This is a genomic window from Rhizobium sp. CG5 (genome assembly GCF_023701945.1).
Lineage (GTDB): Bacteria > Pseudomonadota > Alphaproteobacteria > Rhizobiales > Rhizobiaceae > Allorhizobium.
In genome coordinates this window covers 173,733-188,665 of the sequence record NZ_JABAEF010000014.1, presented here as the reverse complement: position 1 = coordinate 188,665, position 14,933 = coordinate 173,733, and the positions used below count along the sequence as shown (strand labels likewise).

Annotated in this window: 16 protein-coding genes; 5 read left to right on the top strand and 11 right to left on the bottom strand. The window is 58.5% G+C overall.

The genetic code is table 11. From position 1 onward, the window contains the following. Window positions 1-222: hypothetical protein (locus HGO38_RS21755; protein ID WP_250957998.1), on the top strand; the 222-nt coding region annotated here is incomplete at its 5' end. Window positions 223-402: 180 nt separating this feature from the next. On the opposite strand, the gene HGO38_RS21750 is transcribed toward HGO38_RS21755, so the two are convergent. The 10 genes from HGO38_RS21750 to HGO38_RS21705 all read right to left on the bottom strand — a co-directional run bounded on the left by HGO38_RS21750 (window position 403) and on the right by HGO38_RS21705 (window position 10,138). Beyond that, a complete protein-coding gene (locus HGO38_RS21750; protein WP_250957997.1) occupies window positions 403-1,740 on the bottom strand; it encodes an MATE family efflux transporter in 1,338 nt (445 codons plus the stop codon). Continuing rightward, window positions 1,741-2,319 carry a peroxidase-related enzyme gene (locus HGO38_RS21745; protein WP_250957996.1) on the bottom strand — a complete coding sequence of 193 codons (579 nt, stop codon included), beginning with the start codon at window positions 2,317-2,319 and terminating at the stop codon, window positions 1,741-1,743. Window position 2,320: 1 nt separating this feature from the next. Then, window positions 2,321-2,827, bottom strand: a complete 507-nt coding sequence (locus tag HGO38_RS21740) for a CMD domain protein (protein ID WP_250957995.1) — start codon at window positions 2,825-2,827, stop codon at window positions 2,321-2,323. Window positions 2,828-2,838: 11 nt separating this feature from the next. Then, window positions 2,839-3,429 carry a 2-hydroxychromene-2-carboxylate isomerase gene (locus HGO38_RS21735; protein ID WP_250957994.1) on the bottom strand — a complete coding sequence of 197 codons (591 nt, stop codon included), beginning with the start codon at window positions 3,427-3,429 and terminating at the stop codon, window positions 2,839-2,841. Window positions 3,430-3,444: 15 nt separating this feature from the next. Next, entirely contained in the window at window positions 3,445-4,911 is a 1,467-nt protein-coding gene (locus tag HGO38_RS21730) for an NAD(P)-binding domain-containing protein (RefSeq protein WP_250957993.1), read from the bottom strand. 94 nt (window positions 4,912-5,005) lie between these two features. Then, the gene (locus HGO38_RS21725) at window positions 5,006-6,076 is read right to left on the bottom strand and encodes an ABC transporter ATP-binding protein (protein ID WP_250957992.1); all 1,071 of its coding nucleotides are present in this window, start codon (window positions 6,074-6,076) and stop codon (window positions 5,006-5,008) included. 3 nt (window positions 6,077-6,079) lie between these two features. After that, a complete protein-coding gene (locus HGO38_RS21720) occupies window positions 6,080-6,871 on the bottom strand; it encodes an ABC transporter permease (RefSeq protein ID WP_250957991.1) in 792 nt (263 codons plus the stop codon). Window positions 6,872-6,881: 10 nt separating this feature from the next. Beyond that, the gene (locus tag HGO38_RS21715) at window positions 6,882-7,865 is read right to left on the bottom strand and encodes an ABC transporter permease (RefSeq protein ID WP_250957990.1); all 984 of its coding nucleotides are present in this window, start codon (window positions 7,863-7,865) and stop codon (window positions 6,882-6,884) included. 92 nt (window positions 7,866-7,957) lie between these two features. Further along, a complete protein-coding gene (locus HGO38_RS21710) occupies window positions 7,958-9,058 on the bottom strand; it encodes an extracellular solute-binding protein (protein ID WP_250957989.1) in 1,101 nt (366 codons plus the stop codon). 99 nt (window positions 9,059-9,157) lie between these two features. Beyond that, window positions 9,158-10,138, bottom strand: coding sequence for a LysR family transcriptional regulator (locus HGO38_RS21705; protein WP_250957988.1), 981 nt, complete (start codon window positions 10,136-10,138; stop codon window positions 9,158-9,160). A 386-nt stretch (window positions 10,139-10,524) separates the two neighbouring features. Between HGO38_RS21705 and HGO38_RS21700 the strand changes: the two genes are divergently transcribed. The 4 genes from HGO38_RS21700 to HGO38_RS21685 all read left to right on the top strand — a co-directional run bounded on the left by HGO38_RS21700 (window position 10,525) and on the right by HGO38_RS21685 (window position 13,775). Continuing rightward, the gene (locus HGO38_RS21700) at window positions 10,525-11,604 is read left to right on the top strand and encodes an NAD/NADP-dependent octopine/nopaline dehydrogenase family protein (protein ID WP_250958005.1); all 1,080 of its coding nucleotides are present in this window, start codon (window positions 10,525-10,527) and stop codon (window positions 11,602-11,604) included. Window positions 11,605-12,506: 902 nt separating this feature from the next. Then, entirely contained in the window at window positions 12,507-12,665 is a 159-nt protein-coding gene (locus HGO38_RS21695) for a hypothetical protein (RefSeq protein WP_250957987.1), read from the top strand. Next, a complete protein-coding gene (locus HGO38_RS21690) occupies window positions 12,662-13,243 on the top strand; it encodes a recombinase family protein (protein ID WP_250957986.1) in 582 nt (193 codons plus the stop codon). The genes HGO38_RS21695 and HGO38_RS21690 overlap by 4 nt, the downstream gene beginning before the upstream one ends. A gap of 88 nt (window positions 13,244-13,331) precedes the next feature. Next, window positions 13,332-13,775: a hypothetical protein gene (locus HGO38_RS21685; protein WP_250957985.1), complete on the top strand. Its 444-nt coding sequence runs from the start codon at window positions 13,332-13,334 to the stop codon at window positions 13,773-13,775. A gap of 209 nt (window positions 13,776-13,984) precedes the next feature. On the opposite strand, the gene HGO38_RS21680 is transcribed toward HGO38_RS21685, so the two are convergent. Then, window positions 13,985-14,557: a recombinase family protein gene (locus HGO38_RS21680; RefSeq protein WP_250957984.1), complete on the bottom strand. Its 573-nt coding sequence runs from the start codon at window positions 14,555-14,557 to the stop codon at window positions 13,985-13,987. Between the last annotated feature and the right edge of the window lie 376 nt (window positions 14,558-14,933).

Sequence of the window (14,933 nt, the reverse complement as noted above, 5' to 3'; positions counted from 1 at the left end):
GCCCGCCTCGTGCTCCTTCAGTATGCCGATAATCTGTTCGTCTGTGAAACGGTTGCGCTTCATTCTCTGGTCCTCTCAATAGGCCAGAGCTTACTTCAAAATGGATTAGTTCAGCGGGGCAAGGTCACCCGCAACATGATGGCAGAAGCTGCATCCCTTGCTAGAGTTTCACAGTCCTGTCTCATGAATGGGGTGGCTGCCGATACGATATTGCGGGGCTAAACATCCCAAGCGCAAAGGCAACGAAATTGCTGATAATGTGCGAGTATTTCGAAATGTTGCAAAACAAGGAGCGTCGCCGCTAGCCTCTGCCGCGCAACACGATCAGTCCGGCAAACTCAAGGTTTTAACGCGTACAGCGCGTGTCTGGCTGGTATCGCCGTTTTTCGCTGGCCTCCTACTTTACCGGAATGTGGCGGCTGCAAGCTTCGGCAGCATTAGGCGAAAGGCGATGCTGCGCGCGCCCTGAAACAGGAGAAGGGCAATCCAGAGGCCGTCATTGCCAAACAGCGGCTGGAGTATGGCCCAGGCTACGAAATAGACGACGAGCGATGCCAGCATCAGGTTGCGGATCTGCCGCGACCAGGTGGCGCCAATATAGACACCGTCCATCTGGAACGCGATGATCCCGACAAAGGGCAGGGCGACGACATAGAAAAGGTGAGACTTGGCGAGCGCCGTGACCGCTGCGGTTGGTGAGGTGAGTTCGATGATCCATCCGCCGCCCGCGAAGAAAGCCAGCGAGACAACGGCTGCAAAAATCAGGCCCCAGATTGTGGTCAGCCGGATCGTACGGTCGAAGGCGGGTCTGTATCGGGCGCCCACTGCCCGGCCTGCCAATTGTTCGGCGGCGGTCGCAACGCCATCGAGAAAGGCGACGCCGAAAAAATAGAAGCGCAGGAGAATCGTGTTGGCGGCCAGCACGTCGATGCCGAGAAAACCGCTCTGGCGGGTAAAGAACGTAAGGCCGATCAGGAGCGCGAACGATCGGATCATCATATCGCCGTTGACCGAGAACGACCGTTTCAGCACTGCAAGATCCGGCAGGCGCCAAGCGGTGTGATCGGTCTTTTTCAGGATCAGGAACAGGCCCGCCAGGGCAGTCACGGCTTCCGCCACCAGCGACGCGATGGCGACGCCTTCCACACCCCAGCCGAGACCGATCACCCAGTAATAGGCCAGTCCGGCATTCAGGCCGTTGAGCAATGTCTGCAGCAGCATGCTCCACAGCGCCTCGCCGCGGCCGATGATCCAGCCGAAGGCAACGAAGTTGAACAGCACGAAGGGGGCTGACCAGATGCGCCAGTGAAAATACGTCGCTGCCGCTTCCGCGACCTCTCCCTGCGCGCCCATGGCGGCAAGGCCCAGAGTGCCGATCGGACCTTGCAGCAATAGGAGCACAAGACCCGCAACCAGTGCAATGATCAAGCCGCTGGCCAGCGCTCGCTGCTCGCCGACTCGATCGCCGGCGCCCAGTGCCTGGGCTGTAAAACCGGTCGTCGCGGCCCGCAGGAAGTTGAACGTGACGAAGATGACGTCAAAGACAACAGCTGCGAGCGCGACGCCCCCAACCAGTGACTCCTTGCCCATATGGGCAATCACCCCCGTTGCAACGAGGCCGACAAGGGGCGTCGAGAGATAGGCGATCATCATCGGGATCGCGATCTTAAGAACGTCCCGATGGGCGATCTCGAAGGGTCTGACGGGGGCGTCATGCCCTTTCGTGCCGGTGTTTTGCACTCAATCCTTCCGATGTGGTTGGCCGAGCGTGTGCATCAGGCGGTTGGCCCAGCCGAAAATGGCGATCGAGTGGATGAGGTCCAGTATCTGGAGGTCGTCGAGACCGATTTCGCGCAGGTGGTAGAACTGGTAGACGCCGACATTGTCCGGATGCGCGGTCATATCCACGCCAAAGTTGAACAGGGCCTGCTCAAAGTCCGGCAGGTCGGCATCCAATCCGTTCCTGTATATTTCCTCCACGACTTCGGGCCGCTTTTCCAGCTGGATATAGCGATTGGCGTGAACGGAAGCACAGTAGATGCAATGGTTGACGAAGGACGCGGCGAGCGCGCCGATCTCGCGGCCGCCGCGTGACAGTCCGCCCTCGCTGTACATGATGTCGTTGAACAGCGGCGTGCGTTCCTCCAGGATTTCCGCCTCCTGGGCCAGCACCAGAACATAAGCTGACATCTTGGTGTTCGAAGGCGTGACCTTCAGTGCCTGCAACTGCTCAGGCGTGGCCGTGGCCAGATCCACCGGCTTGACATAGGGGTTCCAGTCCAGCGATTCGAGCGTGAAATCGTGCACAACATCGGCCATGTCAGTTATCCCTCAGCATCTTGAGGCCGGCGACCACCAGCACCTGGTAATTGACGAAGGCGATCAGCCCGGCCAGCGTGACGATGTCCCGGTCGTCGAGGCCGGCCGCGGTGAGGGCCTCGATGTTGGAGCGCGTCGCCTGCTTTGGCGTCAGGGTCACCAGATCGACATGGCGCAGGACCGCCGCCATCCGGCCTGATTCATCCGCCGGCATCCAGCCCTGCTCGGCCATGGCGAGACTGTCCCCGGCGGCGCCTTCAGCTTTCGCCAAGGCTTTATAATGGGCGACAAGCTCGGTCGACCTCCATAGGCCGGCCATCCGTGCCGCGATCGCGGCCCGCTCGGCGTAGGAAAAGTTGCGCGGATCGGCCGGGTGAAGGGCGGCCACATAACTCGTCTGGGTCAGGTGCTTCAGCTTGGCGCGCTGCTCGCGCAGTTCGGCCAGCGGCGAAGTGGGTTTCAGGCCCAATACCTGGTCGATGACATCGACCGTGGTGGATGTTGTCATGGTCATTCCTTTCAGTCGGCAGACAAGGCTTCGTCGAGAAAGCTCAACCGGTCTTGCCCCCAATACAGTACGTCTTTGTAAATCCACGTTGGCGTTCCGAACACGCCTTTAGCCTGGGCTTCCGCTTGGCTGTCCTGCCATGCTTTCATGACAGCGGGATCGCCTTCCATCGCCTGCAGCCTCGCGCCATCCAGTCCCAGGCGGTTGGCGACGTCGATGCGCACCGACGACATCGTGACGTCAAGTTCCTCGCTCCACAGCGCATGCAGCAGAGCGTGGCTCAGTTCCAGCGCCGGCAATCCCAGCCGGTCGGCGGCGATCACCATGCGGGCGGAGTATTCGTTGTTGGTCGGATAGTGTTTCGGCTTCAGCACCAACGGCATGTTCAGCCGCTTGCGCCAGCGGTCCAGTTCCACGGCGTGATAATCCTGGCGCGGCTGCGGGCGGGAGCGCAGCGGCACGCCGCCATTCTCTGTCACGATGCGGGTCGGCCGCACCACGACATGGAGGTTATGCTTCTCGATCATTGCCTTGAACTGGGGCCAGCCGAGATAGGCCCAGGGCGAACTCAGTGCGTGGTAGTAGTAGACAGTCTTTTGCATGCTCACTGCTTCCTCTCACGCAGTCTTCTGTTCGGCGACAGCTGCATCGGCATCCACCCATTCCGAACCGTCGAGTTCCGGCTTTTCATAGGCCAGCAATTCCTGCCAGTGATGGTCGATGTCGCGAATGAACAGGTGGCCGGCAATGCCGCGGGCAAGCCAAAGGGCGCCTTCGCTGATCGCTGGAATGTCGCCGCTCACCTTGCCGAGGCTCATCGTTGCCCCATAGTTGAAGCAGTGGATGTCCTTCAGCCACGGTGCCGTGCCCGGCTCCTTCTCGGTAAAGGAGAAGTCGTCGTTTAGCCAGGGGAAGCGGCCGAGCCCGCGGTTCTCCTCTCCGGCCGGCGGGACGTAGCGGTCCTCCCAGCAGGCGATTGCCTCGCGATACGGCTCCAACTCGCTGCGACTCAGCGGATCGATGTCGAAGCCCGTGCCGAGGATGACGAAATCGGTGCGGAATGTGCGGCCGTTGGTGGTGGTGATGACGACTTCGTCACCTTCTTCCTTCATCGAGCCGATGCCGCAATCGAAGTGGAAGAAGGCATTGGCGTGGCGGCTGACACGCAGAGTGGAATTGTGCGGGGCCGGCGTCTGCTGCTTGGTGGAGTAATCCATCAGCCGCCAGCGCCATTCCGGCGAAATCTGCGGGAAGCCCGCCGTCACGCCGTAGGATCCGATACCCATCAGCTTGTTGATCGTCGGCATCTGCTTGCGCCGCGCCAGAAGGCGCACCTCGCCGGCCCCGGCCTCCAGCGCTTCGGCCGCGTTGTCCACCGCTGATGCGCCGACGCCGATCACAACGACGCGCTTGCCTTTCAACGCCTTGAAATCGACCGCGTCGGCCGAATGGGCCCAGGAGACGTGACGCTGCATGCCTTTGACGAAATCCGGAATGCTCGGTCCGCCCAGCCCGTCGCGGCCGGTTGCCATGACCAGCTTGCGGGTCACGATCGGTGTCGCGCGGCCGCGGTCGATTTCGAGTTCCAGCAGCCCGTCCGGCCGCGGTATGACCCGGGTCACATGGGTGCTGTTTTCGACAGGCACGGCCAACACGTCGCGATACCAGGCGAGGTACTCCATCCACATCGGACGGGGAATGCGGAACAGTTCATCCCAGGCGGCTTCCCCGTGATTGGCTGTATACCAGGCGCGGAACGTGAGGGATGCCACGCCAAGCGCCGGACCGAGCAGGTTCTTCGGCGAGCGCAGCGTTTCCATGCGGGCATAAGTCAGCCACGGTCCTTCCAGGCCCTTGGGCGAGCGGTCGACGATCCGCAGGTTGCCGATGCCGGCCCGTGTCAGGGAGAGCCATGCGACCAGCCCGCACATCCCCCCGCCTATGATCACCACGTCGCTGACCGTCCCGCCGGTCTCGTCTGTGACAGGCTTGGACCAATTGGTTGGCGGGTAGTTGAGGTATTCCAGGTCCTGCCGCACCCTTGCGTTCAATTGTTCAAGCCGGGAAGCCTGTGGCATGGTCATGGTTTCGTCCTGTCTCGTGTTCAGATTCTCGCGCCTCCGCTTTTCCAGGATTCGCGAAATTGCTTCTTCTCATCATTTCAACGCAGCGGTTGCGTCAGTCGGACAGCACCACGGCGTCGCTCTCACGCCAGCCGATCCAGACGTCGTCGCCGGTAAGCTGCGACAACGAAACCGGGTCGAGCTGCGCCACGATCTCCTGTCCGCCGGAAAGTTCGATGGTGACAGAGGTGTGATTGCCTTTGAAAATGCGCTGCTTGACTCGGCCTGGAATGCCCAGCCTGTCCTTGGGCTCCGCACCAAGGCAATGGAGCGCTTCCGGTCGAAGCGCCACTGTCACGGTTTCACCCGGCTTGGGCGACGTGCCGTTTAGCGCAGCATGGATGACATGGCCCTGCCAGCGCAGTGCCGCGAGATCGCCCTCGAGCGAAATGATCTCGGCGTCCAGGAAATTGCTCTCCCCGATGAAATTGGCAACGAAGCGGCTGCGCGGTCGGGAATAGAGCGTATGGGGATCGCCCATCTGTTCGATCCGGCCATTGTTCATGACGACGATAACGTCCGACATGGTCAGCGCCTCCTCCTGGTCATGGGTGACGAAGAGGAAGGTCTTGCCGGTGGTCCGCTGGATCGATTTGAGCTCGATCTGCATCTGCTGGCGCAGCTTGGCGTCGAGTGCGCTCAAGGGTTCATCCAGCAGCAGCACGTTCGGGTTGGGCGCGAGCGCCCGCATCAGCGCCACGCGCTGGCGCTGGCCGCCGGAGAGCTGATCGGGGGTGCGATCAGCAAAATCCTGCAGCTTGACGAGCGAGAGCAGTTCCATGGTGCGCTTGTGGATGGCGTCGGAGGCCATGCCCTTCAGCTCCAGACCGAAAGCGATGTTGCGGCCGACCGTCAGGTGCGGAAACAGGGCATAGTCCTGGAAGACGATGTTGACGTTGCGCTTGTTGGGCGGCAGGCGGGTGATGTCGCTGCCGTCTAGAAAGATCGACCCGGACGTCGGTGTCTCGAACCCGCCGAGCATGCGCAGGGTCGTCGACTTGCCGCAGCCGGAAGGGCCGAGAAGGGTGACGAACTGGCCGGGGTCGATGGCCAGGTCGAGATTGTCGACGGCCAACGCCGTGCCGTAGTATTTGTTGACGTTGCGGAAGTGTACGACTGGCGGCATCGGTCAGGTCCTTGAACGGCGGGTAAAATGTTCGGCATAGAGGCCGACGGCGGCGGTGACGACCAGAACGATCGTCGCCATGGCGTTGATTTCGGGCGACATACCGCTCTGCACCTTGGCAAAGATCAGCATCGGCAAGGTGGCCTGGTAGCCACCCAGGAAGAAGGTGCGGACGAAATCGTCGATGCTGGTCAGCACGCAGAAGATCATCCCGCCGACCAGCGCCGGTGTCAGATAAGGGATGGTGACGCGGATGAAGGCGATGAAATTATCCGCGCCGAGGTCCCGTGCGGCATCGATCAGGTTGTGCGGCATCGAGCGCAGCCGCGTCAGCACCATGATGACAACGAAAGGCACGGCATGCAGCGTATGACCCACGATAATCGCGCCAGTTCCGGTCGGAATGTCGAGCACGCGGATGAAGATGCGCATGGAAATGGCATTGATCAGGCCCGGCACGACGGCCGGCAGGCAGGCGAGCGCAAAGATTGCGGCCCGGCCCCAGATCCCTTCCGCCGAGATCAAAAGCGCGATCCAGACGCCGATGATCGTGGCAAACAGCGTGGTCATGCTGGCAATCAGGACGGAGTACCCCACAGCGTGGAGAAACTGCTTGTCCTGCAGCACCTTGGCGTACCAGCTCAGCGTCCATTCGCTGATCGGGAAGGCGATGAAATTGGCATCCTTGAAGCTCATCGCCATCATCAGGGTCAGCGGCAGCAGCAGATAGATGACGAACAGCCAATAGGAAGCAGAAAGGGCTGTCCTCGGAGCATCGGTGAAATAGGCGCGCATTGTCATTTCCTCACATCAGCCGCACGGAACGTCCGCCGACGATCCGCATGAACAGTCCGACCGTGGACAGCGAAACGGCGAGCATGATCACGGAAAAGGCAGCCCCCTCCGGCCATTTGTCGCTGGAACCATGGAACAGGGTGGCGATAATCTCCGGGAAGATCACCGTGTTGGGCCCGCCCAGCAGCAGCGGCGCTGCAAAAACGCCGACCGAGGTTAGGTAGACCAGGCTGCAGCCCGAGACGATGCCGTCCCGGGACAATGGCAGGATCACCCGACGGAACCGCTGGAACGGACCGGCGCCAAGATCTGATGCCGCGTCTATCAGCGACACCGGAATCTTTTCTATCGCAGAGTAGAGCGGTAGCAGCATGTACAGCGAAATCAGGTAGACGACGCCGAAGGACAGCGAGAAATAGGTGTAGAGCATGGGGATCGGCCGGTCGATGAAACCGAACTCCCGCAAAAGCACGTTCACCGCACCGCGATTGGCCAGAAGCATGATCACGGAGAAAGTGCGGATGATCTCGCCGGCCCAGAACGGCACCAGCAGCAGAAGCAGCGCGCGCGTCCGGTTTCTCGGTTTGACGACCTTTGCCACGTAATAGGCAACCGGATAGACGACCAGCAGCGTCACGGTCGTGACCACAAGGGCGAAGATCAGGCTTCTGATAAAGGGAATGAAATACAGAGGTTCCTGAAAGAACAGCAAGTAGTTGTCGAGCGTGTAGTCGACACCACCAACCGGCGGCGCTGGATAGGTACTCATCAGGCTGATGCGCGCCATCTGATAGATCGGCCCGATATGCAGCATTACGATCCAGGTCAGCGGAAGCACCAGCAGGAGCACCAGCCGGGCACGCCGGCTGTTGGCCACCAGACCTATCGTCATCTGGTAGAGGCTGGAGCCGGCTACCTTGCCGATCCAACCGGCATAGCGCGGAGCGCCGTGAGACCCCGTATTACTCGTCTGCGTCATTGTGGAATTCGCCATTCACGTGTTCCCGGCTCTGGAAAGCTCTGGTTATAGACCGGCCCCTTTAGGGCCGGTTTTGTTCTCGTCTGTCGGAGGAGGTTCGAAGCGCCTCAGGCGGCCTTGACCTCCGCGGATGCCTTGTCGATCATCTCGTTCTTCATGGCGCGGTTCTTGGAGCTGAAGAATACGACCCGTTCCATCTGCTCCGCTGGCAGGGCATTGGCGGCGCGTTCGCGATCGCTCAACACCTTGTCGACACCGTCGAAGGCCGAGGCAAAGCCTGACTGGCGCGTCATCGCCGCTCCGATTTCCGGAGACGACAGCATGGCATCGAGGAAGGTATAGGCAGCATCGGCATTCGGCGCGTTGTTCACCACGTTGAAGGAATAGAGGAAGCCATAGGTGCCTTCCTTTGGCACGGACAGTTCGATCGGGTGACCGTCCATGATCAACTTGGCGGCAGGGCCAGACCAAGCCTGCGCAACATAAATGTCCTCGTTCAGGAACATCTGCTGCACTTCGGAGCCGGCGTCATAGTATTTGCGCACCTTGTCCTTCTGGGCGATCAGATAGTCGCGCGCCTTGTTGGTGGCCTCCGTCGCGATGTCGGGCTTGCCTTCGTAGGTCACATAGTCGCCGTCATTGCCCTGATAGCGCATGACGATCGAGAGGAAGTCGGAGACGATGTAGGAGGTCAGCCCCTTGAACTCGTCCTCGAACATGATGCTCCAGCTGTCCGACGCCTTGGTGTACTCGGTGTTGCGGGCAAGTCCCTCGAAACCGGCCAGCAGCGGCACGCCGTAGGTGGAGCCGTCGATGGTCAGCTGCGGCGCACCCTTGTAGGCACTGGCGAGCTTGTCCCAGTTCTTCAGTCGGCCGGTGTCGAGCTTGGAAAGGAGGTTCGACGAAATAAACTGCGACAGGCGGTGGCCGGTGACGGTGACGATATCGGTGCTGGGTGCGGCACCTTCGGCGGATAGCAGGTTGTATTGCTTGCCCTGGTCATCGGTCAGGCGGACGTTCACCTGAATACCGGTATCCTTCTGGAACTGGTCGATGAATTCCTGTGGTACGAACTTGTCGTAGGTGGTGATGTTGACCACCTTGCTCTGCGCACGCGCAGACCGAATGATGCCCGGTGCGGCGAGCAGGCCGGTCCCGGCTGCCAGAAGTTTAAGGGTAGACCGTCGGGTTGCTGCGAAATCTTTCATGGCACTCTCCTTGTTTGACGTGGTGATTATTGCAGTCCGGTCGTCAGGCCGTTTACGCTGGCCAATTCGTCGGTGCCGCCAATTGGGACGACACTCTTGTCAATGAACCTCTTTGTCGGAGCCTCCCCCGTAGGTCATGTCTGCCCATTGGCCGGCCTTGCTTGGATCATGTGCCGTGAAATGGGGCATGCGGGCAGCCGCTATGCGGATAACGAGTTGGATCAGTTCCTGCGCAGTCGCCGACAGCGGTCGCGACGCTGCCGAAAAGATTCCCCAGAGAAACGGAATGTCGATATCGAGGGGCCGAACCGTCACGTCTGACGTTCGCAAACCATAAGCAGTGGCCGGTTCGACGATGGCGATCGCCATGCCTGTTGACGCGATCTGTATGGCATTCATGGCGACACTGGTGGCAATGATGCGCCCGGCGCGGACATTGGCAGCCTCCAGCGCATGATCGACGCGCCGTCTCAAGCGAAAAGGATTGGCCAGCGTGACAATGCTCCGTCCGGCGAGATCAGATATTGAAATGACATCTTTCGCCGCAAGCGGGTCTTGCGGCGAGACGGCTGCCACACAGCGCCCCTGGAAAATGCCATGCGCTTCCAGCCCGGGCTGTTCCGCGGGAAGCGACGTGACGCAAAAATCCGCAGTTCGCGCGAGCACAGCCTGGACAGCCGCCTCAGCCGGCATGCTTCTCAAATAGATCGTATGGGGCAGCAGCGCTTCGGGAAGCTCGGCCAGCGCCAGCGGAATGATGCCGCTGGCAAAGGCCTGCGTCGAGGCGATCTCGATCGGATCGGGCTCTTTCAACGTAATTCGGCGTGCGCGTTCGCGCAGGTGTTCGATGCCGCTGATGAAGCGTTCTGCCTCGGCGTGAAAGGCGATGCCCTTGTCGCTCGGGGTGATCCGCGGGCCGTTGCGATCGAACAAAGCAAAGCCCAGGGAGGTTTCCAGGTCCTGGACGAGCCGCGTGACCTGAGATTGCGAACGATCGAGAAGACGCGCCGCGCCCGTGATACTGCCGGCGGACATGACCGCTAAAAATACCTCAAGTTCGCGTATCTCCATGGATATCATGCGCCCTTTGCATTATGACAGATTTATTGTGCATTAGACGCATGATCTTCGCCAGTGACAAAAGACAATTTTTTGTTTTTCGGAGTGGAGAGGGAATTGATGCCTCCTTCAGCAGAGGTGCGCGCGAAAAAAATGCAAACGAGCAGGGACATTGCTGCCGGCGACACAAAAGGAGGGCCGTCTGCACAGCGACAGTTCAAACGGGTGAAAGTCAGAGCAAGTGGCTGCACAGCCAATCGGCATCGCCGGGAGCAAAGACAGAGTTTGTACGATTCGTACCTGTGACGGAACAGCAACAGCACCGTGTCTTTTTCCGCGAGGTTCAACAAAGGTCTCTAAATTTCAAGCTTATGCAGGTTGCCTGCACCCATCGAAAGGACGGAAAAATGCGTATAGCTATACTCGGAGCAGGTTCCATCGCCTTCGGCATGGCGGCGTTTTTGGCTGAGGCCGGACACATGCCGGTCCTCTGGTCGCCTTCGGGCAAGGGAACCGAAGCCCTTGCGGGCAAAGGTCACCTGGTTGCGTCCGGCTCGGTGAGCTATTCCGGGCCGGTCGGCGTTGCTTCAACATGTGGTGATGCCGTTTCCGGTGCGGATGTCGTCATCGTTGCGCTTCCCGCCAATGGCCACCGCGCAGTTTTCGATATGCTTTCGGCACATCTCAAGGAGGGGCAGCCTGTCATCATCAGTTCGCACAGCTCATTTGGCGCGCTCTATCTCTCGAGACGTCTCGCCGAGCAGGGGATCTCCCTGCCTATCATCGTCTGGGGCACGACGCTTTTGACCGGACGCCGTCAGCCTGATGGTGTCAGCGTTTCCGTCAATACCGTGCGTCAGAAAGTCGATTTTGCGACGCTACCAAAGGCCGCGGCTGAAGAGGGTAATACGCTCTGCACGACGCTCTTCGGTGACCGCTTCGTGGAACGCGAAGGGCTTCTCGCGATTGCGCTGTCCAATCTCAATCCACAAAACCATCTTGGTATCGCACTGCTCAACCTGACGCGGATGGAGAAGGGTGAAACCTGGGGGCAGGGTGAGCATGTCACGCCTGCCGTCGGTCATCTGATCGAGGCGCTTGATGCCGAGCGGCTGGCGATTGCCGCGAGCTTCGGCCTGACGGTAAAGACCGTGCGCGAGCACTTCTCGCAGTCCTTCCACGTGCCGATGGGCTCCGTATCGCAGATGAATCAGTTGATGCACAGCGAAGGCCGCGGTGGCTACGGCCCTGCCACCACCGACAGCCGCTACATTCTCGAAGATGTTCCCTTTGGTCTTCTACCGACCGTTCTTCTGGGCCGCATCGCCGGGCGCCCGGCCATTCTGCACGAGGCCGGCATCCGGATGTTCGCTGCTGCGATCGATCGCGATCTGGAAGCAGACAATGATCTTCTGTCCGATCTATCGCTTGGCGCCCTGACGCCATCCGCTTTGAAGGCACTCTGCAGTGAGGGTTTTTCGATCTAATTCCATATCTCAAGGTATTGCAAGTTTCGGTGGTCTTAGGCCACCACAACCACTGATCCCTGTGATCCCAACAAAGCCCCATCATGGGGCTTTTTTTGCGTTTTGCCCCTCAATCGTGCCGGCACGGCCCAAAAGCCCTTTGGCGTCAGCATTAGCCGGCGTGGGGATCGCGTCGTCGCTGGCGCCACATTGGTTCTGGCTTGTATCGCGCCTGTAGTCTGGCTCTCTCAGGCTTATTACTCAGGTAATCGCAAATAAGAAATAGAAATTGTTTATTAAAATTTCTGTAAATTTCTGAACGTGTACAAAAAATTGTAATATTTACTAATTTTATATTCATTTTATATTAAGATTTTGTCGTTAAGTGTATGATTGAATTATGAAATTATGTAATTCGTGCCCATCTTTATTTGGAATGTTCCTATGTATTGTTTCATTGAGCCAGCCATCGTCACCGCGATATATCGAGCTCGGATAATATCTAAAGCGTAGTGGACCATTCAGGAACTTGGCAAAATGCAAGCGTATTCGCTGACATGCGAAGCATTTTCGGCTGAGGTTGGCACGTTTTGTCACATCGCAGTTTCCATTGCTCTTGTCATCCCTTTTTCTGAACGTCCCCCGTCTCGGTGGGATTGTGTGGACGGTGTTTGCCGTCCGATAGCTGCCTGCCCGGGCGGGTCAGATATGACCGGAAAGCCGATCGCCAACAGCATTGCGGCCGGCAATTGGGCGAAAAATCAAATCTGCGCCGAAGGTGAATTGCAGGGACGATGGGCGTCCCCGATGTTCGAGGCGAGGTCCAGAGTTACGGGATCTCCTGGCTGCTGACCATTCTATTCTCTGTCTGGGCATGACCTTCATCAATGAGCATGCCCGCACTCTATTTAGGAGGTGGAACCATGACTTGCCTGGCGTTTCGAATTCCGTTTGCCAAAAAAGCAACTGCCAATCGTGCTGGAGGCGACGGCCTCCGTGGCGGACGTGCTTGGGTGCTGAAGGCGGATACCGAAGACATGCAAGTGATAAAGGATGCGATTGACGCAAGGAAAATGATATGAGGATAGGATATGCGAGGGTGTCGACCGAAGACCAACACCTGGATCTGCAGATCGAAGCACTCTCGAAAGCAGGCTGCAATAAAATATTTGCCGACTACGGCATATCGGGCAAGGCCTTCGATAGGCCGGGGCTTGCGGAGGCTGTGTCCGCACTTCATCCTGGAGGAAAACTGATTGTCTGGCGACTGGATCGCCTTGGCCGCTCGCTGCCGAAGCTCATCCAGTTTGTGGAAGAAATCGGCAAGCTTGACGCGCAGTTTTGTTCGTTGACGGAAAATATCGACACATCCTCATCTGGCGGCAGGCTCATCTTTCATATTATGGGAGCGCTGGCGGAGTTCGAACGGACGCTGATCAGCGAACGCACCATAGCGGGTATGGCTGCCGCGCGAAATCGGGGGGTCCATCTCGGACGCAAGCCAACACTCAGCGCCGCCGATATAGACGCCGCGGCCTTGGCTCTTGCCGCTGGAGAATCCCACGCTGTCGTGGCAGCGCGTCTGCAGGTAACCTCTCGCACCTTGCGCAAATATATCGCAGGACTGAGGCAACATTTGTTGGAGCCAAGCTATGAATAAAATGCCCGGACAAAATTCTTATATGTATAAGAGAAGATCGACCAGTTAAAGTGTATAGCGACCAGCGACCAATGTCCGGGATTATCGGATGAGACGACGTAAAACCGTTTACCTTCTGGATCCCTTTCTGGCAACTCTAAGAAGAGCGGCGATCAGTGACAAGAGAGAGGCGGAGGACATCAAGACCCTCATCGGATGCGATGGTGTCGATGCCGTCGCATTTGATGAGGCCCATTCGGTCTATTTCGATGACGTCGGCCTCAATGTCGGTATTACAGGCTATACAACGATCGACGGTCACGCCGACCCTTTGGGCGGACGACTGGTGATCACTCATAACGATGCTTATCAAAATGCTCCGGCCATTTCCCTTGAGGCCTGTGTCTTGCGGCTCAATGTGTTCCGAGCGGTCATGGATCCGATCATCGACACTTCGCGCGCAGAAACAGGCGAATTGATCACATTCATCAGCGTCGTTACCGGCTTCCGACTGCGCATTGCATCGGTGATGATTGAGATCATTGATTTATAGGGGAGTGCCGGGCTTCGCCAGGCGGCTTGATGGTCTCTCAGACGGGACTTGCGCTTACACAATAGCGAGGGAATCTAGTGTGTCCCTTCGCCGTCTTCCTTGTTCGGGTGCCCCGTCCAATCGGTTCGCCATAGCCAAATAGATGCTTCGCCCTGTACGCGCGATGCCGTGCTATCGTGCTTTCATGCACGAACTGCCGCCACCAAACGCTAAGCGCTCAACCTCCGCAACCGTGACTGGATCATTCTGCGCAGAGCCCGCGGGGCGAGGCCATAATGTTTGGCAACATCCTCAAGACGTTCGCCCCTTTGTGCTGTTGCTTGGATCGCCTTACGAAGGTCCTCGTCGGACAAGATAGGAGGGCGGCCCAACTGGCGTCCGCCCAGCCTTGCCGCGGCCATGCCCGCGCGAGTGCGTTCGCTGATCAACGATCGTTCGAATTCCGAAAGGGCGGCCATCATGTGAAATACCAGCCTTCCTCCAGAAGAACTGGTGTCGATCGCTTCGGTAATCGAGTGAAAGTGGATGTTATTCCGGCCCAGTTTTTCCATCAACTGTACCAGATGAATCAGTGATCGCCCCAGTCTGTCAAGGCGCCAGACAACAAGCGTGTCTCCAGGGTTTAAAAAGGCCAAAGCCTCGTCGAGCCCTTGCCGGTCGAATGATCCGCCCGACACGCCGTGATCGGTAAATATCCTTTTGCAGTCTTCTTTCTTAAGTGACTGAATTTGCAGGTCAAGTTTCTGATCTTCGGTAGAAACACGAGCATATCCTATTTTCATTGTACTCATCCATTTGTCGGCACATCGCCCGGTCCTCCTTCTGTGCGATCTGAAGGAGGACCTTATTCACAAAAATGTCATGCCGATTTTCACCCTATTCTTGACAGGAATGGTTCCCTTTCTTCTGGCCCCGCCGCTTGTGACCAGCGGCCTTTAAAACGTAATGATTTCAATATAGGCTGTTCAGGCTGATGCCCTCGGTTTCATGAATACCGAAGGGAACCCTTTATGCAGGGCGCGAAGACGGGAAAGGACGAGCCGCCGCCGCTACGTCATAGCCGCGCGAGAGTGGCGATTTCCCACGCCAACGGGCCTGATGAGGGCGGCAGCGTTCACCGTGTTTTGCCGATGGTTGCCTGTGCCATGTCCGGTGCGG

Coding starts and splice junctions, on each gene's coding strand:
- HGO38_RS21745 (WP_250957996.1), bottom strand. CDS start 2,319: ATGGCCGATGTTGTGCACGATTTCACGCTCGAATCGCTGGACTGGAAC.
- HGO38_RS21740 (WP_250957995.1), bottom strand. CDS start 2,827: ATGACAACATCCACCACGGTCGATGTCATCGACCAGGTATTGGGCCTG.
- HGO38_RS21735 (WP_250957994.1), bottom strand. CDS start 3,429: ATGCAAAAGACTGTCTACTACTACCACGCACTGAGTTCGCCCTGGGCC.
- HGO38_RS21730 (WP_250957993.1), bottom strand. CDS start 4,911: ATGACCATGCCACAGGCTTCCCGGCTTGAACAATTGAACGCAAGGGTG.
- HGO38_RS21725 (WP_250957992.1), bottom strand. CDS start 6,076: ATGCCGCCAGTCGTACACTTCCGCAACGTCAACAAATACTACGGCACG.
- HGO38_RS21720 (WP_250957991.1), bottom strand. CDS start 6,871: ATGCGCGCCTATTTCACCGATGCTCCGAGGACAGCCCTTTCTGCTTCC.
- HGO38_RS21715 (WP_250957990.1), bottom strand. CDS start 7,865: ATGGCGAATTCCACAATGACGCAGACGAGTAATACGGGGTCTCACGGC.
- HGO38_RS21710 (WP_250957989.1), bottom strand. CDS start 9,058: ATGAAAGATTTCGCAGCAACCCGACGGTCTACCCTTAAACTTCTGGCA.
- HGO38_RS21705 (WP_250957988.1), bottom strand. CDS start 10,138: ATGATATCCATGGAGATACGCGAACTTGAGGTATTTTTAGCGGTCATG.
- HGO38_RS21700 (WP_250958005.1), top strand. CDS start 10,525: ATGCGTATAGCTATACTCGGAGCAGGTTCCATCGCCTTCGGCATGGCG.
- HGO38_RS21695 (WP_250957987.1), top strand. CDS start 12,507: ATGACTTGCCTGGCGTTTCGAATTCCGTTTGCCAAAAAAGCAACTGCC.
- HGO38_RS21690 (WP_250957986.1), top strand. CDS start 12,662: ATGAGGATAGGATATGCGAGGGTGTCGACCGAAGACCAACACCTGGAT.
- HGO38_RS21685 (WP_250957985.1), top strand. CDS start 13,332: ATGAGACGACGTAAAACCGTTTACCTTCTGGATCCCTTTCTGGCAACT.
- HGO38_RS21680 (WP_250957984.1), bottom strand. CDS start 14,557: ATGAAAATAGGATATGCTCGTGTTTCTACCGAAGATCAGAAACTTGAC.